The organism is Kribbella pratensis, from assembly GCF_004366075.1.
Classification (GTDB): Bacteria; Actinomycetota; Actinomycetes; order Propionibacteriales; family Kribbellaceae; genus Kribbella; species Kribbella pratensis.
In genome coordinates, this window is sequence record NZ_SODU01000005.1 from 395,867 (window position 1) to 415,702 (window position 19,836).

Consider the following 19,836-nt stretch of genomic DNA (forward strand, 5'->3'; position numbering starts at 1 on the left):
GACGCCATGAGAACACTTCGCACGTTCCGACTTCGCACAGCACTCGCAGTCCTCGCGGTCGCCGCAGTACCGGCGGGAGCGGTCGCTGTCCCGGCGACCGCCTCAACGGCCGGCTCACATGCGCGAGCGACTTCTACCACGGCGTCTGCGTCCTGCCTGGTCTCACTCGGTTCACTGACGGCCGGCGGTGACCACCTGGCACGTCACGTCAGCGCGACCGTGCCGCCCACAGCGGGCGCCGGCGAGCTCGTGGCACACGATGTGTACCCCGACGGACTGGTCCGGCTGAGCAGCTCGATGATCGGCACCGACGACGGCTACGACGGCCTCGACGTCAGCGGCTTCGTCGTCATGGGCGATGCGCTGTACGGCAGCGGCTACAAGGCCGCGAACGGCGAGATCGTCAACGCCGGCCTCTCGCGGGTCGGTGGCGGCTGGAGCAGCTTCACCGGGTTCGAACGGGCCGAGTACCGGTCGCCGACCGGTGACTTCTGGCGGATGAACGCTTACGGACTCCGCAACGACGGCACGCTCTTCCGCTGGACCTTCGACCGCACCGGTGCCTGGCGCACCAAGACGTCGTACCCGGGATTCGCCGCGGTGAAGTCGATGGCCCTGATCAGCAAGACCCGGACCTACGACACGTTCCTCGCCAACACCCGCAGCGGAGCGCTCTACACCATCCACATCCCGACGACCTCGCCGATGAAGCCGGTCGTGAAGCTCGTCCGCGGATCGACCTGGCAAGGATTCGAAACGATGCTCGTCCAGCCGTGTGGTCAGAACGGCACGCTCCTGCTCGGCATCGACAAGGACACCAAGGCCGGCTACCTGTACGCCGTTGGTCACGCCAACGGGCCGGCCACTGTCATCCAAGGCCGCGGCAAGGTCCCGATCACCTTCGACGATCCGGTGAACTTCCGCTGGATCCCCCGCTACGACGACTGGCTCTTCGGAGAGTAGCCGCCGCCAGAAAGTTCCGAAGCGGTCAGGAAGCGGGGTGTCTGCGGTGGGTGAGGTTCTGGGCGCCGCGGATGGGGGCTTCGGCCATGTAGATCGCGGAGCGGATCGCCGACGAGTGCCACACGTTGCGCCATCTCGACCATTGGCGCCGCTTGTCCACGCAGACGACCTTTGTGTCGACGACCGCCTCCGGACAGCCGAAGTGCGCCGCGACGTTCCCGAGCGTCTCGCCCCAGAACCGGTCTTCCTGACCGTGGCCTCCCATCGTCAGCGCCAGCTCGAAGACGGGATCCGAAGCACGCATCAGAACTTGTGTCTGTACGACGGTCTCGTCGCCCTGCTGCGCCGCGCTGAACGTGATCCAGCCCGCGAACATGTGCCCCTGCGGCGTCATCAGCGTGAACGACTCCTCGTCGGCGTACAGCACCATCACACCGGTCGACAGCTTGCTGCCGCCGGGCATCCGCAGGTTGAGGAGCGCGACGTCACCAGGCTCGATGCCGGTGAGCGGTCCGTAGAAGTGATTCCCCGACGGCCAGAAATCACCGAACTGCCGACGCCAGGTGGCGATCACTTCGGCCGGTGCGATCCGCTCCCCCGGCAGCCGCACCAGGTACGTCTTCTGCCACATCTTCCCGAACCCCTGGATCGGGCTCGCGAGCTGCCGGCCGTCGACGTTGAGGTTCACGGCACCGTCCGGTACCTGTGCGACCTTCAGCCGCGAGACCATCTTGGCCCAGTTGGCCGCGTCGCGGTTCGCCGCGGTGGGCCGCTCGTCGTTGCTACTCATGGTGTTCACCCCTCCGGGCCACGCCGGCCGCGGCCAACGCGTCCTGCTCGGTGTCGTGAATGCCGATCGCCTCGTCGAGGCGGGTCAGCTCGAAGATCTGGCGGTAGTGCTCGGACAGCCCGTACGCCAGGAGCCGTTGCGAACGCCGCTTGGCGCGCACCAGCAAGGTGACCAGCAGACCGATGCCGCCGCTGTTCATGTACGAGAGCCCGGCGAAGTTGAGGACCACCGCCGTCACCTCCCCGGCGCTCTCGTACGCCTTCATCAGGACGTCCTCCGAACCCGCTGTGACATCTCCCCGGATGTCGAGAACCCCGGCGGACCCGTGCCGCCTTACGTCGAATGTCGCTGTTGCCTCAGCCATTTCCGTCCCCTCCCGCGCCCTGTGCGTCCCCGTGTATCGCCCCGTGTATCGCCCCGTGTATCGCTTGGTCCTCGTCGTCCTCGATCGCCATGAAGTCGGCCAGCCGGGTGATCTCGAAGATCTCCCGGTAGTGGTCGCTGAGCCCGTACGCCCGGATCGGGATCCGGTGGGCCCGTGCGCTCGCGAGCAGGCCGACCACGAGCGCGATACCTGTCGAGTTGATGTAGCCGCTGTTCTCGAAGCTGAGCACCACGGCATCGGGTCGCTCGCGCGTCGCGGCGGTCCAGGCTTCGTCCAGGGCCGGCTCGGCCGCGGCGTTCAGGTCACCGACCAGTTCGATGACCGCCACGCCGTCCCGCAGCCGGACGTGGGCGAGCGCTTCACGAGTCGCCATCGTCGTCTCCTTCCTCCCGCACCGGTTCCAGGTGCATGACGAGCTCGACGATGTGGCGTTCTCCGACGGTGGTCTCCCGCGCTTCGTCGACCATGTTCTTGATCAGGAACAGCCCCCACCCACGCGGCCGCTGCAGCCCCGCGAGCTTGGCCTCCAGGTCCGGTACCTCGGTCTCACCGGGGGCGGGCCGGGCGCCCCCGCGGTCGGCGACCTCGACGCGGACCTGACTCGGCTCGCCGTACACGCGAACGGTCACCGGGCAGTCGGCGCGGTAGGAGTTGCCGTGCTCCATCGCGTTCATCGTGGCCTCGGCGACCGCGGTCTCGAGGCGGCGCAGCCGGGCGGCGGGGAGGCCGAGCGGAGCGACGAGGCCGGAAACCCGTTCGAGTGCCAGCCGCTCGTTGCCCTCGACGCTCGGCACATCGAACTCGGCGAGCATCTTCGGAGTGACCCGGCCGTTGGAGCGCTGAGCCGGCTCCCGTTGCAGGACGACCATCGTGATGTCGTCCTCCTGCTCGGCACCGGGTCCGGTGTGCGCGTGCAGATCGGCCAGTACGAGGTCGATCAGCTCGCCCCCACCCGGGTAGCGCGCCACCAACTCCTTGAGGCGCGGGAATCCGAACATCTGTCCCTGCGGATCGTGCGCTTCCACGATGCCGTCGGAGTGCAGCAGCAGCGAGTCGCCGGGGGCGAGCAGCGTTTCGTGCTCCTCGTAGGACATCCCGGTCATCAGCCCCAGTGGCATGCCGCGGGCGCGCAACTCGACCGAGCCTTCGGCGGTCTTGACGTACGGCAGATCGTGACCGGCGTTCGCGAACCGGAAACGGCCGGTCGCCGGATCGAGAACGCCGTACAGGCAGGTGACGAACATCTTCGCCGGCATGTCCGGGCAGAGGTGCTCGTTGACCCGCTCGAGCACCTGGCCGGGCTCGATCAGTCGCTGCGCGGAGGCGCGCAGCACGCTCCGGGTGGCAGCCATCACCAGCGCGGCCGGTACGCCCTTGTCGGTGACGTCACCGATCACGAAGCCGACCTGCTCATCGGCCAGCGGGATCACGTCGTAGAAGTCACCGCCCACTTCCCGGGCCGGCTGGTAGCAGGCCGCGACCTGCCAGCCGGGCAGCTCGGGCAACTGCTTGGGCAGGAAGTTCTGCTGGATCAGCCGGGCGACCTCGAGTTCCTGCTCGAAGCGCTGGCGGGTCCGGGCCTCGGCCTGTTGCTGGCGGACCAGTTGGCCGACCCGCAGGGCAGGCGCGGCCTGCGCGGCGAGATTGTCGAGCAGCCGACGGTCGTCACTGGAGTACTCCTGCTCGGAGCGGCGCGGCCCGAGGTTCAGTACGCCGATCAGCTCGCCCTGACTCACCAGCGGTACGGCGAGCTTCACGCCTGCCGCCTTGAGCTCCGCCAAGGCCGGTGAGTCGAGTTCGAGGGTCTCTACGTCGACTGCGCCGCTCGCGCTCTGCAGGTAGGCCAGCAGCGGATCATTGGGTGCGATGTCGACCGGCGTCGCCTCGTCCACCGCGGCGGGTTGCGGGCGCTGCTCGGGCGCGGCCTGACCGGCGTCCGCGGCGGTTCGCCTGCGGAAGCGGCGGAGAGTGCTGCTCAATACGACCATCACAAGCCCTTTCTACGGACCCGGCGTCCGGGAATCGTTACGGTCACGCAGCCACAACGTCACGTGAGCGGGTTGCATGGTGTCGTTCACCACGTCGCGCAGGTCGACGCCCAGCGCATCCAGGTCCAGTTGCTCCCGGAGCCGTACGCCGAATTCCTCGAGCGTGCGTACGGCGTCGTACCGGCGCCGGAAGAACCGCCGGTCGACCACGGCCTGGATCCGCGACCGCACCGGCCGGAACAACCCCGCCACCGCCAGGGTCGACACCGCGACAGCGGGTCCCGAGCCGTGCGTCACCGGACGCAGCACGAGCTGCAACACGAGCACACTGCCCAGATAGCCCGCGGCCAACGTGACGGTGAGGACGCCGTACACGATGGTGCGGTTGATCACCACGTCGATGTCGTACAGGCGATGGCGCAGGATACCGATGCCCGTGGCAACAGGCAGGCCGAGAACGCTGAGCATGATCGCGACGTTCGCGACCGCGGGTGTCAGCAGGTCGTAGCCGGCGGTGCCGATCGCGATCGCGGCGGCCGCGAGTGCCCCAGCCCAGACCAACCACTTGATCTGCTGGCGTTGCTCGTAACCCGCTCTGCGAAATCGCAGGATCAGCGCCAGCGGCGAGGCGACGAGGGCGCACAGCACCACCAGCGCGGACAGGCCCTCGCCTGTCGTCCGTACGACGTTGTCGATCGCGTACGGGTTCGCCAAGCCGGGATAGTCCTCGAGCGCGCCCGGCTGTGTAGCCGACGTCAGGAACGCGGCCGTGATTCCGAGCGCGGCGGACCAGGCCACGGGTCGCCAGCGACGGGACGGGAGCCGGCCGTCAGGGAAGAGCAGCGGCAGATACGCCACGGGCACGAGGACCACCGGGATCCATGACACGGTCGCGTACGAGGCCGCTGCCTCGGCGAGGGATCCGGCGGAACTCGATCCGACCTGCCGGTAGTCGGCGTACCCGCTGGCCAGTCCACCCAGGCCGTTCGCCACAGCGGAGGCGCAGAAGATCCAGCCGATCGGGTTGCGCCGGTGACGGGTCGCGATCATCACTCCGACCGTGCAGAAGACCAGCACCATCACGATGCCCAGGCTTCCCCAGCCGACGTCGAGCGTTCCGGCGGCCGCAGCCAGGCCGGCGGAGGTCGCAGTCAGAGCCACTGCCGCACCGGCCAGCAACCAGGCCATGACAGGTACGGCACGGGCACTCATCGGGGACTCCGCAGCCACAGCGACAGGTGGGCCGGCTGCATGGTGTCGCGCACCACGGCTTGCAAGTCGTGGCCCAAGGCATCGACGTCCAGTTCGTCGCGCAGCCGGACGCCGAACGCCGCCAGCGTCCGGGCCGCGTCGTACCTGCGCCGGAAGAAGCGCCGATCCACGACGGCCTGGATCCGCGACCGGACCGGCCGGAACAACGCCGCGACCGCAAGGGTCGACACAGCCACCGCCAGGCCGGATTCCTCGGTCAGCGGGCGCAGTACCAGCTGCAACAGCAAGACGATGCCGACGTACGCCGTACCCAATGAGACTGTCAGCCCGCCGTAGACCAGGGTCCGGTTGACCACGACGTCGATGTCGAACAGCCGGTGCCGCAAGATCGCGATCCCGGTTGCGACTGGGACGGTGGCGAGCGCGACCGACGGGATCAGGGCCGAGTAGGCACCGTCGTCACCGACCACGATGTCCAACCCGACCAGTGCGCAGAGACCGGTGACGAGCAGCAGGGCGGCGTACAGGAGCCACTTGATCTGCTGCCGCTCGACCGTGCGTGCGCCCCGATAACGGACCACGAGCGAAAGGACCGACAGTGCGACCGCTGTCAGCAGCGCGATCGTTCCCACCGCGGTCAACGGAGCCCACACATCGATGCCGACGTCGATCCCGAGCGGGTTGTCCCGTCCGGTGTCCTCCATCGGCCCCGGCGCAAACGCGGCTCTGACCAGCAGTACCACGAAGCCGCCGATGGCGAGCCAGGCGACCGGACGCCAGCGCCTGGACGGCAGTCGGCCGGTCGGAAAGAGCAGCAGCCCGAAGGTGGGTGGCAGCCAGACCGGCATCCAGCCCCAGGTCGAGAACCAACCGACCACGGGGACCAACCGGTCCAGTCCTAACCTGTCGAGTTGCCCGGCCACGAAGCCGGCGGCTCCCACCAGCACCGAGCTGACCCCGGCCAGGAGCAGGAACCAGCCGATCGGATGGCGGGGACGCTGCGAGACGATCAGCGCACCGACCGACACGAACGCCAGGACGAACACCAACCAACCGGCGGACGTCGGAAATCCACCGCTGGTGGTGATCTCGTTCACGACGCCGACCACCGGGACACCGACCGCGAGCAACCAGATCAGACCGATCGGAATCCACCGTTTCATCGCGAGCCTCGCAACCACAGCGTCACGTGGGTGGGCTGTACGGTCTCCCGCACCACGTCCGAAAGGTCGTTGCCCAGCGCATCGACATCCAGTTGGTCGCGCAGCCTGGAACCGAACGCCTGCAGGGTGCGCGCGGCGTCGTACTTGCGCCGGAAGAAGCGCCGGTCCACGAGCAGCTGGATCCGGCGCCGGGCCGGGCGGAACAACGCCGCCACCGCGAGTGTCGACATCGCCACGGCGAGATCCGACCCTTGGGTCAGCGGGTCCAGCGCCAGTTGCAGGAGCAGGACGCTGCCGAGGTACGCCGTACCGAGGGTCAGCGTGAGCGTGGCGTACACGAGCGTCCGGTTGATGACGATGTCGATGTCGTACAACCTGTGCCGCAGGATCGCGATGCCGATCGCGGCCGGCAGGCCGATGAGCAGGAGGGCGACCAGCGACCACCAGGCGATCACCTGCACCACGTTCAGCCAGGGCGCGACGTCATCGCCCACGACCAGGCTGACGAGCGCGAGTACGACGAACGGGACGAGCGCCATGATGCAGATGTAGGCGAACCAGGTGACCTGCTGACGCTCCCGGCCGTGCGCTCGGCGCAGGCGCAGGAAGACGGACAACCCACCGAGCACCAACGTGCCGGCCGCCAGCAGCTCGCCGGCGCCGGACAGCCAGGAGAGCGCGTCGCCAACGGGTCCTGCGATGCCGAGCGGATTTCGGATCGGCTGGTCCGCGGGGATCTCGAGGACGCCCGGCGCGAAGGCGGTTCCGACGATGTCGGCCGTGACAGCACCCATGCCGAGCCAGACGACAGTCCGCCACCGGCGGGACAGCAGCCGTCCGGCCGGGAACACCAGGACGAGGAACAGGGCCGGGACATAGAGCCACACGAACAGCAACCAACTGTTGAGCCACCCCGCCCATTGCGCGCCGGGCGATGACGACCGACTCGCGTAGACGGTCGTGCACGTATCGAGGCCGAGGGCAACAGCAGCGGTGAGAAGCAGCCAGCCGACCGCGTTCGCGGGTTGCCGCGACGCGACCAACGCACCGACGAACGCGAAACCGATCCCCAGCGCGACCAGCGAATCCGATGCATGGCCGTTGCGAATCGCAACAAGCACCGGAGTCGCCGCGGCCAACACCACGAAGAGCCCGAACAGGCTCCACGCGAGCAGGCGGGCGGCGCGGGCGCTCATCGGCCGGACCCCCGCACCCACAACGACACGTGGGTCGGTTGCATGGCGTCGGCGATCACAGCTTGCAGGTCGTTGCCGAGCGCGTCGACATCCAGTTGGTCGCGCAGCCGCGTGCCGAACGCCTCCAGGGTGCGAGCGGCGTCGTACCGGCGCCGGAAGAACCGCCTGTCCACCACGGCCTGGATCCGCGACCGCACCGGGCGGAACAGCCCGGCCACCAGGAGTGTCGAGACCGCGACCGCGACGCCCGACCCCCGCGTCACAGGGCTCAAGACCAACTGCAGCAACAAGACGCTACCGACGTACGCCGCGGCCAGGGTCACGGACAGAGCGCCGTACACCAGCGTCCGGTTGATCACCACGTCGATGTCGTACAGGTGGTACCGCAGGATCGCCATGCCAATGGCCAGCGGGACGGTCATCAGCAAGCCCGCGTAGAAGAGCTCGTCCACCGGGATGTCACCGATCTGGAAGTTGACGGACGACAACGCGGTCGTGATCGGAATGGAGACGAACAGCATGGCCGCGATGTAGAACATCCAGGAGATCTGCAGCCGCTCCACCCCTCGTGCTCGCCGGAAGCGAAGCGCCAGTGCAGCCATCCCGAGAAGGAGCCCGAAACCGAGGGCAGGTGCGGCGACTCGCCCGACCGCCGCCATCACAGGGCTCGTTGCAGGAAACGGATTCGGGACCGTTGGGAAGTAGTGCAGTTCCCTCGGATCGAGGAGGGTCCCGGCAACGTAGGCAGCTACGTCGACCGCCACCGCCCACACGAGCCACCGCCATCTCCGCGACGGCACGTGTCCGGTCGGGAAGAGCGCGAACATCAGGATCGAAGTGCCCGCGACGGAGGGCCAGATGACGGCATCGGCCACGAGGCCTGCCCAGGCTCCGCCGGGCCCTGTGCCCGGTGCGCGAAGCAGGGAGTACGCGCCGTACTCGAGCAGGGCCTGCGAGACCGCGTTCCCCAGACCGGTTGCCAGGAGCAGCCAACCGATCGCGTTGTCCCCTTGCCTGGCGACAATCGCCGCGCCGACCGTTGGGAACCCCAGGACGCCGATATCGATGACGGCATCCAGAGAGCCGTAGGAGTCCGCCGGTCTGGTATCGCCGTTGATGACGAAGAGTACAAGCGCGACTGCGGTGAGCATGACGCACAGACCCCACAACGCCCATGCCGCCCATGCCGGCCAGGCCAACCGGGCAGCTGCACGCACTCGGTCCGTCACGTGTCCCCCTCCCCCTGCAGGCATGGAACTCCTGATCCGTCAGGTGACGACAGGTTCGCGCTCGACCGTGCAAGAATCGTTACGGTTTCGGTGCGCGGTGCCTGCGCAGCCGGCGCCGGGGGTGGGATGCGGTGATCGAGGTCAGTCTGTTGGGGCCGCCGCGGGTCGAGCGGGCGGGCACGCTCGTCGGGTTCGACACCCGCAAGGCGATGGCTCTGCTCGCCCATCTGGCGATGGCGGACCGGCCGCGGCCCCGTGACGCACTGGTCGACCTGCTGTGGCCGGACAGCGACGTCGAACGGGCCCGCGGTGCGCTGCGGCGGACCCTGTCCACGCTGCGGGCCGCGATCGGTCCTGAGCTCTTGGAGACCACCCGCGACCACGTACGCCTGGTGAAATCGGCTGGGTTGACCGTCGATGTCGACCGGTTCCGGGCCCTGCTGGCCGATGACGATCTCGCTGCGGCCGTCAACGTGTTCCGGGGCGATTTCCTCGAGGGCTTCGGTCTGCGGGACGCACCCGACTTCGAGGACTGGTCCCGGAACCAGGCCGACGAGCTGCGCCGCGAGCTGACGGCCGCGCTCGCCCGGCTGGCCGCCGACGAGGAACAGGGCGGCCACCTGCCGGCCGCCCTCGATCACGCTCGCCGCTGGGTGTCGCTCGACCCGTTGCACGAGCCGGCACACCGCGAGGTCATCCGGCTGTACGCCCGCACCGGGGATCGCGCCGCCGCAATCCTCCAGTACCGCCAGTGCCTTCGCACCCTCTCGCGCGAGCTCGGTGTCTCGCCGCTCCCAGAGACCACCGAGCTCTACGAGGCAATCAACGCCGGCGCCTTCGTCGGTCCGCCGCCCACCGCGACCTCTGCCTCGACGCCGGAGGAGCCTGAGACAGCACGGACGCCGTTCGTCGGACGTGATCAGGATCTGCGCGCGCTGCGTGCGCTCTACGACGCGATCGATCACGACGGCCGGCTGGTCGTCGTCGAGGGCGAGGCCGGCATCGGCAAGACCCGCTTGGTCGAGGAACTGGTCCTCGACCTGCGCAAGAACGGTGCGGCCGTCCTGGCCGGGCGCGCGTACGAGGACGAGGCGACGCTGGCCTACGCGCCGCTGCTCGACGCACTGCGCGCCCGCCTGCACGAGGACAGCCGATGGATCGCCGACGTACCGGCTCAGGCACTCGCCGAGGCGTCGCGGTTGTTGCCCGAGCTCACCGAGACCCGATCGAGGGTCGACGCACAGAGTCCGGGCGCCGAAACCAGGTTCCTGGCCGGTGCGTGGGACACCCTCGCGGGCGCTGTCGCGGGGACGGTCCCGGGCGTGATCCACATCGACAACGCGCAATGGCTCGACGAGGCGTCCCTGGTGCTGCTGAGGTACGGCGTACGGCGTCTCGCCGGCCGCCGGCTGCTCATCGTGCTCACCTGGCGAACCCCCGCGGACCGTCCGCCCGGCAGCATCGTCGCGGCGGCCGCACGGGGCGTTGCCTCCGTACGACGGCTCGATCGGCTAGGGGTCGACGCGATCGAAGACCTGCTTGCTGCCGCACATCCTGAGCTGGACCGTGAGTTGTCACGCCGTTTGTACGCCGAAACCGAAGGCGTGCCGTTGTTGGTGGTCGAGTATCTCGACGCTCTGAAGACCGGTTCGGACGAGAACTGGCCGGTCCCGTCCGGCGTCAACGACCTGCTGCGCGCGAGGATCGACACTGTCGGCGAAACCGGCCGGCAGGTTCTGACCGCCGCCGCGGTGCTAGGACGATCGTTCGACGTCGACACCGTCCGTACCGTCAGCGGGCGCTCCGACGAGGAGACCGTCGCCGCGCTGGAGGAGCTGGTACGTCGTGGGCTGATCCACGAGGGCCCGCTCGAGTACGACTTCGTCCACGACCAGCTCCGCAGACTGGTCTCCGCCGACACCGGTCTCGCGCGGCGCCGGCTGCTCCATGCCCGAGCGGCGCGCGCCGTACGCGGTCCTGACGCGGCCATTGCCCGGCACCTCGAGCTCGCCGGCCAGGACCAGGAGGCCGCCCGCGTCTACGCCGGCGCCGCCGAGCAGGCCAGGCAGGTCTATGCCAACGCCGAAGCTCTCGAACACTTCCACGCCGCGCTGGCGCTCGGACACGAGCAGCCGTCGGCGCTGCACGCTTCGATCGGCGACCTCGAGACACTCGCCGGGGATTACACGGCCGCGATGCGTAGCTACGAACTGGCAGCCGCAGAGGCAGCTCCGGGTGACCTGCCGGGGATCGAACATCGGCTCGGACGTCTGTGTCACCGGCGGGGCGACTGGGCCCTCGCCGAGGCACACTTCCGTGCGGCCTTGGACGTCCTGCCACCCGACCAGCCCGCCGCGTTCGCCGGTGTCACGGCCGATCTGAGCCTGACCCGCCAGGAAGCAGGCGATGCGGCAGGAGCGACAGACCTCGCCGAGCAGGCCCTCGCGTATGCAATCGAGTCGGGTGACCAGCGAGCTCTCGGCCAGGCCCACAACATGCTCGGCATGCTCGCGACCACTTCCGGCCGGTTCGACGAAGCTTTCCGGCATCTGGAGGCCGGCCGTGACCTCGCCGAGCAGATCGGGGATCTGCCCGGTCGCGTCGCGGCCCTGAACAACCTCGCCCTCGCTCACCGCGCCCGCGGCGACCTCGAACCCGCACTCGAACTCGCCACCACCGGGCTCGCCTTGTGTACCGAGCAAGGCGACCGGCACCGGGAGGCCGCGCTGCACAACAATCTCGCCGACCTGCACCACGCCCTGGGCCACCCCGACAAGTCGATGCGCCACCTGAAGTCAGCCGTAACGATCTTCGCCGAGGTAGGCGCCTCACACGACACGGACCAAGACCCCCACCCAGAACTCTGGAAACTCGTCCGCTGGTGACGGCACCGGAATTTCTGTCCGCCGTAGATCGTTGAACCTTTCAGACCAGAGTTTCTCGTCTTCGTGACCGGCGCCCGGACCCGCGCAGGAATGCCGCCGTGGAACACCATCGGCCCGACCCGGCCCGCACGATACGAGGATTCCTATGGCTTCGGCCGCTACCCTCCTGAACCGCCCCGAACGATCCAAAGGCAGCGACTTCGCGCCCCTGCTCCGCGAGATCAAGACCTCCGGCCTGCTGGAACGGCGTACCGGCCGGTATCTGGTCTCGATCGCTGTGAACCTGCTCTGCCTGGCCGCTGTCGTCGCAGGGCTGATCCTGCTCGGCAACTCGTGGCTGGTGCTGCTGCTCGCCGTACCCGCCGCGCTCTTCACCACACGCGCGGCGTTCTTCGGCCATGACGCGGGACATCAGCAGATCGGGCGCTCGCGCCGTCTCCATGACGCCGTCGGCCGGCTGCACGCCAACCTGCTGCTCGGGATGAGCTACGGCTGGTGGAACGACAAGCACAACCGGCACCACGCGAACCCGAACCACACGGACAAGGATCCCGACGTCGGCGCCGGCGTACTCGTCTGGACGCTCGACCAAGCCGAAGGCCGCACCGGCCTGTACGGCTGGCTGAGCCGTAACCAGGCCCGGATCTTCTTCCCGCTGCTGACCCTTGAAGGCATCGCACTGAAGGTCTCCAGCATCACCTACCTGCTCGGCCGCCGGCCGCGTCGCACCGCCGCGATCGAGCTCGGCCTGATCGCCGCCCACCTGACCGTGTACTTCGGCGGGTTGCTGCTGGTCGTGTCGCCGCAGAAGGCGATCGTCTTCGCCGTGCTCCACCACGCCCTCTTCGGGCTGCATCTCGGCAGCGTGTTCGCCCCGAACCACAAGGGCATGGAGATGCCGGACAGCGGGACCAACTGGGGGCATCTGGAGAAGCAGGTGCGTACGTCGCGGAACGTCAACGGCAACCCGGTCACCGACTGGCTGATGGGCGGCCTGAACTACCAGATCGAGCATCATCTGTTCCCGAACATGCCGCGGGCCAACCTGCGGCACGCACAGGGCGCCGTCCGTGCCTACTGTCAACGCGTCGGGGTTCCGTACCTGTCCACCGGCGTCATCGACTCGTACGCCCAAGGCCTGCGTCACATGCACTCCGTCGGCGAGCAGCTTCGCCAGGCGGCAGCTCTGCCGACCTCGGCGGTGCAAACCTCATGACCGAACCCGTCGACCACGACGCCTACCGGCTGGACCGCCTGCAGTTGCCCGCTCACGTCCACGTCCGGATCCGCGGCGACTGGCGATCGGGATGGCTCATCGGCTGCGACCGCCAGCTGTCCGGCTGGCACGGCCTCGTCCAGTACCAGGACGACGACGAGAACCAGCCCGAGACCACCAGATGGCTACGCGCAGAAGAGATCACCGCCGACGGTGGCACGTAACCACCACCGCGTGAATGCTGGGTCTTGGCTAGCGCTTTCCGGACCAGACAGGAGTAGTGTCGAGGTAGTTCCGGAATCGTTGACATCCGCTTGAGGTGCCGGCCGCACCGGCCCTCTCCCCCCAGGGGATGTCATGTCTGTATTCCGTCGTACCCCGACCACACCCGAGCCCGTGGCGACAAAGCCCGCGCCGACGCCGACCGACGACCTGGCACCGATGGGGTCGGCCGTGGACGAGCTCCTCAAACCGATCCAGAAGCGAGCACCGGGGAACCCGATGAGCCGCTCCTGGCGTCGTCTGGTGCGTCGCCCCAAGGCCTGACGATTGGCCCCCCGATCTCTGCGAGGATTGGACCATGCCGCTGGGCCGGTTCACGCCTAGGTTGAAGGCATGAGCACAACGACAACGACGACGCGGCGGGTCAAGCTCGCCAATCTGGTGCCGGACTTCTACCAGGCGATGATCGAGCTGGACCGGGTGTCGGACCACGGCCTCGACCCGAAGCTGGCGCATCTGGTGCGGATCCGGGCCTCGCAGATCAACGGGTGCGCGTACTGCACCGACATGCACTCGCTCGACCTGCTGCAGTTCGGCGAGGACCAGCAGCAGCGGATCACCCTGCTCCCGGTGTGGCGCGAGGCGTCGAAGTTCTACACCGAGCAGGAGAAGGCCGCGCTGCAGCTGACCGAGGCGATCACGCTGATCAGCGTCGACCACGTCCCGGACGACGTCTACGAGGTCGCCGCGCAGGCGTTCGACGAGAAGGACCTGGCGCAGCTGATCGCGCTGATCATCACCATCAACATGTGGACCCGCGTCGGGGTCACCGGTCGGATGGAGCCCGGCCACTACAAGCCGTGAGGTCGCAGCGATGACAGCCGAACTGTTCAGAGCACTTCACCACGGCGGCACTCCCCTGGTTCTCCCGAACGCGTGGGACCCGGTGAGCGCACGTCTGGTTGCCGAGGCCGGCTTCTCCGCGGTGGCCACCAGCAGCGGCGCGGTCGCGCGCGTGCTCGGGTACGACGACGGGCAGCTGACCCCGCCGGAGAAGATGTTCGCCGCGGTGGCGCGGATCGCCCGCGCCGTCGACGTACCGGTGACGGCCGACATGGAGGCCGGGTACGGTCTGCCGCCGAAGGAGTTCGCGGAGCGGTTGCTGGAGACCGGCGCGGTCGGCTGCAACCTCGAGGACTCGGTCGACGGCGCGTTGGTCGACATCGCCCGGCAGGCAGACTATCTGGCCGAGGTACGGGCCGCCGCGGGGGCCGAGCTGGTGATCAACGCGCGCGTCGACACCTTCATTCGCCCGGTGGACGACCCGGTCGACGAGGCGGTACGGCGGGGACGCGAGTACCGCCGCGCCGGGGCGGACTGTGTGTATCCGATCCTCGCGCCGCTCGACCAGCTGGCCCAGGTGGCCGAGGCTGTGGGCGGGCCGATCAACGGGCATGCGAAGACCGGTGGACCGACGCCGGCCGAGCTCGCGACGGCCGGTGCGACCCGGATCTCGTACGGGACGAGCGTGCACGAGTACGTGATGACCCAGCTCCGGGAGCTGCTCCTAACTCTCGGCGAGGGTCCGCGGTAGACCGAAGTACGGCGCAACCGAGGTCTCGAAGTGGGTGATCTCGTCGATCCGGTCCCCGGCGATGCCGATCACCAGCACCCCGATCAGGTGCAGGCCGCCGGTGACCGGGTCACGCAGATACTCGCCCCAGGCCGGTTGGCGGTTCGCGCCGACCGGGACCATGGCGGCGATCTGCCGCCGGTGGCCGGCCAGCGCGGTGAAGAACCGGTGCGCGGCCTCGGTGCCCTGGTACTCGAACGGCAGCGGCGGCATCCGCACCCACGCGTCACTGGTCATCAGCGCGACCAGCGCATCGACGTCCTGCGCCGTGAACGCCTCGACGAACCGGTCGGTCAACGCCCGCTCGTCCGTGCCGCCGTGCACGCCGTGCACAGGCGATCGGTCGGTCGCCTTCGCGTCCATCGTCGCCCGGGCGCGAGCAAGCGCGCTGTTCACCGCGGCCTCGGTGAGACCGAGCAGTTCCGCCGTCTCACTCGCCCGATAGCCCAGTACGTCGCGCAGCAGCAGTACGGCGCGCTGATTCGGAGGGAGCAGCTGTACCGCGGTGATGAAAGCAAGCGAGATCGCCTCACGGGACTCGTACCGCGCCTCAGGTCCCGGTAACTGATCCGGAAGGCCCTCCAGCAGGACATCCGGATACGGCTGCAGCCACAGCACCTCCCCTGACCGTGACGGTTCGGGCGCCGGAACCGGAAGCGGGACCGCCGGCACCGGTCGGCGCGACGTCGACCGCAGTGCGTTCAGGCACCGGTTGGTCGCGATGCGGTAGAGCCAGGTGCGGACCGAGGACCGCTCCTCGAAGCCGCTCAGCCCGATCCATGCCGAGAGCAACGTTTCCTGCAGCGCGTCCTCCGCGTCCTGCAGCGACCCGAGCATTCGGTAGCAGTGCACCTGCAACTCACCGCGATGCGGCTCGACCAGCGCCGCGAACGCTTCGCGGTCACCTTCGCGCGCCCGGTGGAGCAGCTCGTCAGGCATTCGTCACCTCCGTCGTCATTCTCCTCGCACTGGTTCTGACACCGCGGCTCCCCCGAACTGATCGATTCCCCAACGACCAGTTCGCGTCTTCACCGCCGTCTGTCTCCTGTGCAAGCACCGTGAGAACTGAACGGAGAAGATCACCATGCCGAACCCCTTCGCGGACCGCAGCGTCCTGATCACCGGAACCAACCGCGGCATCGGGCGTGCTCTGGTCGAGGAAGCCCTGCGCCGAGGCGTCGAGCACGTGTACGCCGGTACGCGGGTCCCCCTCACCCACGCCGACCCACGAGTGACGTACCTGAGCCTGGACGTGACCGACGAGGCCCAGATCGAGGCAGCGGCGAAGACCGTCGACTCCCTCGACGTCCTGATCAACAACGCGGGCATCGCGGCGTACGACGACCTCGGAGACCGTGCACTGCTCGAACAGCATCTGGCCGTCAACCTCTTCGGGCCACATGCCGTCACCACAGCGTTCCTGCCTCACCTCGTCGCGGCGCGGGGATCGATCGTCAACGTGCTGTCCGTGGCGGCGATCGCATCCGTCCCGATCATCCCGGCGTACTCGATCTCCAAGGCGGCCGCGTTCTCGCTCACCCAGTCGCAGCGTGCGCTGCTCGCCCCTCGGGGCGTGCGGGTCCACGCCGTCCTCACCGGCCCGACCGACACCGAGATGTCGCGCGACCTCGACGTGCCGAAGGCAGCACCGGCGTCGGTCGCGCGGGCGATCTTCGACGGCGTCGCAGCCGGCGAGGAGGAGATCTTCCCGGATCCCCAGTCCGCGGCACTGGCTCCGAGCTGGGAAGGCGGTTCGGTCAAGGTGCTCGAACGTCAGAACGCCGCGCTGCTCAGCTGACCTGTCGTAGCGCGTAGACGAGGGCCCAGTCCTGGTCGTTGGCGAGCGGGTCGGCGACGTGGGCGGGCTGCCCGTTGACGCAGCTCGGGTACACGAACGCGCAGGTCGCCGATCCGTCCGGGGCGAAGCTGACCAGGTTCGCGCGGAGGATCGCGTCCTCCGCGCGATCCAGCCACGCGGCCTGCTCGGGTGTCACGAGTTCCCGCGGCCAAGCGGCGTACACGACCGCGCTCAACGCGGACCAGTAATGCGGGAAGACATCGCCCCACAGGCGCAGCCGGCCGAACCAGTAGCCGTCCCAGTGCCGGACCGCCACGTGCCGCAGCCGTACGTCGGGCTGGTCGGCGGCGAACGCGGTCAGCCACGGGAGACGGCGGGTCAGCTCGGCGCCGTCGATCTGGTCCGGTGCGATTCGGTATGCCGAAACGAGCAGCTCGAGGAGCGGGGCGACCATCGACTGCTCGTAGTTGACCTCGTGCGGCGGCAGCTCGTCGCCGTACCCGATGAAGGTCTTCGCGTGCCGGACGAGGTGCTCGTGCAGGCCGAGTTCGCTGAGCAGCGGCCCGAGGTCGAAGGCGAGGAAGTGGTCGCCGCCGAGTTCGTAGTACCGGTTGAGGATGCGGGTCGCGGCGGCGCGATCGCCCTGGCCGAGCAGGAAGCGGGCGAACCACGGGAAGTTGTAGAGACGTACGGCGTTCTGGTGGATGCTGTCGTCCTGGATCGTGCCTTGCTCGTCGAGCAGATGCTCGCGGACGAACTGCTCGTAGCCGGCCAGCGCCTCGTCCAGCTCGGCGCGGTCGCCCCAGCCGCGGTCGCGGACCTCCTGCAGGAGAAGGGCCATGCCGACGCGTTCGCGGGCATCGGACCAGTCGCGCCAGGCGCTGGACAGGACGGTGAGCCCGCTCTCGTTGTCGTACGGCACAAACGCGTACTTGCGGCTGTCGGGAAGCTCCGGTCGTCGCTGACGGTCGAGGACGAAGCGGACGCGGCGTTCGGCGATCGTTCGCAGCGGCTCGTGGAAAAGGACCGCGATCCGGGACCTGCCGTCGGGCGCTTCGACGTACCTGAGGCCGGGCTCGGCGCTGGTGATCTCGCGCCCGTCGTCGAGCTCGATCGTCTCGTTGACCTCGACGGCGAGGCGGTCTGCGTCGATGAGCGGTGCGCGGTCCGCGTGGAACGCGGGCAGATCGTCGTACCAGGCCAGCTGCCAGGTCCAGCGGTACGACGCTCCCCGTGCGAGCGTGATCGCCGGCTGGCCGCCCATCGCGCCGGGTACCCGTGCGTGGTCGGTGACGTGGAGGTAGATGTGGCCGCGGATGTTGCTGCTCGTGCCGGGCTCGCGGGACTCGACCGAGTACGCCCAGAGCTCGCCCTCCTTGAGCTGCAGCCCGAGTCCGGGTCCACTGCCGTCCATCGGGACCGCCCAGACCCATGCGTCCGCGCCACCGGTCCAGACGTGCGCATGCACCGCGCCGGTGAGACTCTCCCGGCTCGACGTGTAGACATCGCGGTACGGCGTACTGATCGCGAGGGACCCGATCTCGATGGTGGCTTCGCTCGTGTTGCGCAGCTCGTACGTCTCGGTCCACTGCTCCCCGAAGCGGCGCCCGACGCGGAGCTCGAGGTCGCCGAACCGGTACATCAGGTCGATGCCGCTGCTCCGCCACCGGGTGAACCCCGGGGCATCGAACCGGTACGCACCGCGGTCGGTGATCACGAAGCCCTTGCCCCAGGCATGCAGGCTGTCGTGCACTGCATCATCGGCGCCCGAGTCGAGCAGCACGCACCGCCCGTCCGGGTGCAGCACCTGCGCGACCGCCCCGTCGTCGGCGAGCCGGACCGTTCCGCGACCGAAGTCAAAACTTTCCACGATTCGCCAACCTATCGATGTCGAGAACCCCGCGGCAGCTCCGTCCCCCTGATGAGAACCAGCCTCCTCAGATTGGAAACCGAGATGAACCAGCAGCAGATCGCCGAGATCCTCGCCAAGCCGTACGCGCAGCAGCTCCTGAACGGCTCCGAGCCGGCCCGCTTCGCCTACGACGGCCTGGACGGCGACCCGCGGTGTATCCCGATCGGGTTCTGGGTCGAGGGCGAGCAGATCGTGATCGCCACCGTGCCGAAGTCCGCGAAGGTCGCCGCGCTCCGCAAGAACCCCAAGGTCGCGCTCACGATCGACACCGGCGCGTTCCCGCCCAAGGTGCTGCTGCTCCGCGGCACCGCCGAGCTCACCACCGTCCCGGGCGTCCCCGAGGGCTACCTCGTCGCCGGCCACAAGGTCATGACCGACGAGCAGTACCCGGGCTGGGTCGAAGGCGTGAAGGCCCTGTACGACGAGATGGTGCTCATCACGATCACGCTCACGTGGGCCAAGCTGCTCGACTTCGAGACCACGATCCCGAAGGCCGTCGAGGACCTGATCAAGGAGAAGTCCGCGAGCTGATTCGCCCGGCAGCCGCCGGTACGCCATGCTGTGAATGGCCGTGAATGGCATACCAAAAGCTGGAGAGGGTCGATGAGCGACAGTCGGGAGTCCGAGACCGAGCGGGTCACGCGACAGCTACGGGGCGAGATCCTCGACGGCGTACGGCGGCCTGGAGAGCGACTCGTCGAGCGGGAACTGGCCGCCGCACTGGATGTCAGCCGGGTGCCGGTGCGGGAGGCGCTGAAGGCGCTGGTCAGCGAGGGCCTGGTGACGTTGCGGCCGCGCTCGTGGGCGGTCGTGCGGACGTTCACCGACTCTGACATCGCCGATCTGACCGAGGTCCGGGAGGCGTTCGAGCCGCTGACGTTCCGGCTCGCGGCGGAACGGCGTACCAGGGAAGGACTCGACCGGCTACGGGCGGTTCTGGACGAGCAACTGGCCGCGGCACGGGCGAAGGACGCCGTCGTCGCGCGGCGGAAGGCGGCCGACTTCCACGAGCTCGTGACCGAGCTGGCGTCCAACGAACTGCTGGTCGAGATCGAGCGCCCGTTGCGCAGCCGGATGCGTTGGCTGCTGACCCAGCACGACGACCTGATCGCGGTCGCCGGCCAGCATCTGGAGCTGTTCACCGCGATCGCCAACCGGGACGTCGCGGCCGCCGAACGCCTCGCCGCCGAGCACCTGGCCCAGTCGCACATCCTGTTCCGGAGCAGCCGCGGCATGGAGTGAAG

20 protein-coding genes are annotated in these 19,836 nt (G+C 68.7%); 10 read left to right on the forward strand and 10 right to left on the reverse strand.

Annotated elements, in window-relative coordinates:
• The first annotated feature begins 6 nt into the window (after positions 1–6).
• Entirely contained in the window at positions 7–963 is a 957-nt protein-coding gene (locus tag EV137_RS38600) for a hypothetical protein (RefSeq protein ID WP_238175851.1), read from the forward strand.
• 25 nt (positions 964–988) lie between these two features.
• Here EV137_RS38600 and EV137_RS38605 read toward each other — a convergent pair whose 3' ends face one another.
• From EV137_RS38605 to EV137_RS38640, 8 genes are read right to left on the reverse strand one after another with little or no spacing between them, the layout of a single operon-like run.
• Positions 989–1,753, reverse strand: a complete 765-nt coding sequence (locus tag EV137_RS38605; RefSeq protein ID WP_134133092.1) for a hypothetical protein — start codon at positions 1,751–1,753, stop codon at positions 989–991.
• On the reverse strand, positions 1,746–2,117 hold the full coding sequence (locus EV137_RS38610) for an STAS domain-containing protein (RefSeq protein ID WP_134010814.1): 372 nt from the start codon (positions 2,115–2,117) through the stop codon (positions 1,746–1,748). The genes EV137_RS38605 and EV137_RS38610 overlap by 8 nt, the downstream gene beginning before the upstream one ends.
• A complete protein-coding gene (locus tag EV137_RS38615) occupies positions 2,110–2,511 on the reverse strand; it encodes an STAS domain-containing protein (protein WP_134133093.1) in 402 nt (133 codons plus the stop codon). The genes EV137_RS38610 and EV137_RS38615 overlap by 8 nt, the downstream gene beginning before the upstream one ends.
• Positions 2,498–4,126, reverse strand: coding sequence for an ATP-binding SpoIIE family protein phosphatase (locus EV137_RS38620; RefSeq protein ID WP_134133095.1), 1,629 nt, complete (start codon positions 4,124–4,126; stop codon positions 2,498–2,500). Before EV137_RS38620 ends, EV137_RS38615 begins: the two co-directional genes overlap by 14 nt.
• Before the next feature lie 12 nt (positions 4,127–4,138).
• Positions 4,139–5,338 (reverse strand): hypothetical protein, encoded by a 1,200-nt coding sequence (locus EV137_RS38625; RefSeq protein ID WP_134133096.1) that lies wholly within the window; start codon positions 5,336–5,338, stop codon positions 4,139–4,141.
• The gene (locus EV137_RS38630; protein ID WP_134010806.1) at positions 5,335–6,501 is read right to left on the reverse strand and encodes a hypothetical protein; all 1,167 of its coding nucleotides are present in this window, start codon (positions 6,499–6,501) and stop codon (positions 5,335–5,337) included. Before EV137_RS38630 ends, EV137_RS38625 begins: the two co-directional genes overlap by 4 nt.
• Positions 6,498–7,697: a hypothetical protein gene (locus EV137_RS38635; protein WP_134133097.1), complete on the reverse strand. Its 1,200-nt coding sequence runs from the start codon at positions 7,695–7,697 to the stop codon at positions 6,498–6,500. The genes EV137_RS38630 and EV137_RS38635 overlap by 4 nt, the downstream gene beginning before the upstream one ends.
• Positions 7,694–8,926, reverse strand: a complete 1,233-nt coding sequence (locus EV137_RS38640; RefSeq protein ID WP_134133099.1) for a hypothetical protein — start codon at positions 8,924–8,926, stop codon at positions 7,694–7,696. The genes EV137_RS38635 and EV137_RS38640 overlap by 4 nt, the downstream gene beginning before the upstream one ends.
• A 131-nt stretch (positions 8,927–9,057) precedes the next feature.
• Between EV137_RS38640 and EV137_RS38645 the strand changes: the two genes are divergently transcribed.
• The 6 genes from EV137_RS38645 to EV137_RS38670 all read left to right on the forward strand — a co-directional run bounded on the left by EV137_RS38645 (position 9,058) and on the right by EV137_RS38670 (position 14,843).
• Positions 9,058–11,811, forward strand: coding sequence for an ATP-binding protein (locus EV137_RS38645; RefSeq protein WP_134133100.1), 2,754 nt, complete (start codon positions 9,058–9,060; stop codon positions 11,809–11,811).
• 145 nt (positions 11,812–11,956) lie between these two features.
• Positions 11,957–13,027: a fatty acid desaturase family protein gene (locus EV137_RS38650; protein ID WP_134010798.1), complete on the forward strand. Its 1,071-nt coding sequence runs from the start codon at positions 11,957–11,959 to the stop codon at positions 13,025–13,027.
• Positions 13,024–13,251, forward strand: coding sequence for a protein-tyrosine phosphatase family protein (locus EV137_RS38655; protein WP_134010796.1), 228 nt, complete (start codon positions 13,024–13,026; stop codon positions 13,249–13,251). Before EV137_RS38650 ends, EV137_RS38655 begins: the two co-directional genes overlap by 4 nt.
• A 133-nt stretch (positions 13,252–13,384) precedes the next feature.
• Positions 13,385–13,573, forward strand: coding sequence for a hypothetical protein (locus EV137_RS38660; protein ID WP_134010793.1), 189 nt, complete (start codon positions 13,385–13,387; stop codon positions 13,571–13,573).
• 69 nt (positions 13,574–13,642) lie between these two features.
• Positions 13,643–14,113, forward strand: coding sequence for a carboxymuconolactone decarboxylase family protein (locus EV137_RS38665; RefSeq protein WP_134133101.1), 471 nt, complete (start codon positions 13,643–13,645; stop codon positions 14,111–14,113).
• Between the two features lie 10 nt (positions 14,114–14,123).
• The gene (locus EV137_RS38670; protein ID WP_134133103.1) at positions 14,124–14,843 is read left to right on the forward strand and encodes an isocitrate lyase/PEP mutase family protein; all 720 of its coding nucleotides are present in this window, start codon (positions 14,124–14,126) and stop codon (positions 14,841–14,843) included.
• On the opposite strand, the gene EV137_RS38675 is transcribed toward EV137_RS38670, so the two are convergent.
• A complete protein-coding gene (locus EV137_RS38675) occupies positions 14,817–15,821 on the reverse strand; it encodes a sigma-70 family RNA polymerase sigma factor (protein WP_134133104.1) in 1,005 nt (334 codons plus the stop codon). The two genes, EV137_RS38670 and EV137_RS38675, sit on opposite strands and share 27 nt — an antisense overlap.
• Before the next feature lie 145 nt (positions 15,822–15,966).
• Between EV137_RS38675 and EV137_RS38680 the strand changes: the two genes are divergently transcribed.
• Positions 15,967–16,680, forward strand: coding sequence for an SDR family NAD(P)-dependent oxidoreductase (locus tag EV137_RS38680; protein WP_134133105.1), 714 nt, complete (start codon positions 15,967–15,969; stop codon positions 16,678–16,680).
• Here the strand turns inward: EV137_RS38680 and EV137_RS38685 are convergent.
• Complete coding sequence (locus EV137_RS38685) at positions 16,673–18,550, reverse strand: hypothetical protein (RefSeq protein WP_238175852.1); 1,878 nt, start codon at positions 18,548–18,550, stop codon at positions 16,673–16,675. The genes EV137_RS38680 and EV137_RS38685 overlap by 8 nt on opposite strands.
• A 51-nt stretch (positions 18,551–18,601) precedes the next feature.
• Here EV137_RS38685 and EV137_RS38690 point away from each other — a divergent pair, with 51 nt between their 5' ends.
• Complete coding sequence (locus tag EV137_RS38690; RefSeq protein WP_238175853.1) at positions 18,602–19,123, forward strand: pyridoxamine 5'-phosphate oxidase family protein; 522 nt, start codon at positions 18,602–18,604, stop codon at positions 19,121–19,123.
• A gap of 72 nt (positions 19,124–19,195) precedes the next feature.
• Positions 19,196–19,834, forward strand: a complete 639-nt coding sequence (locus EV137_RS38695) for a GntR family transcriptional regulator (protein WP_134133107.1) — start codon at positions 19,196–19,198, stop codon at positions 19,832–19,834.
• Positions 19,835–19,836: the final 2 nt, after the last annotated feature.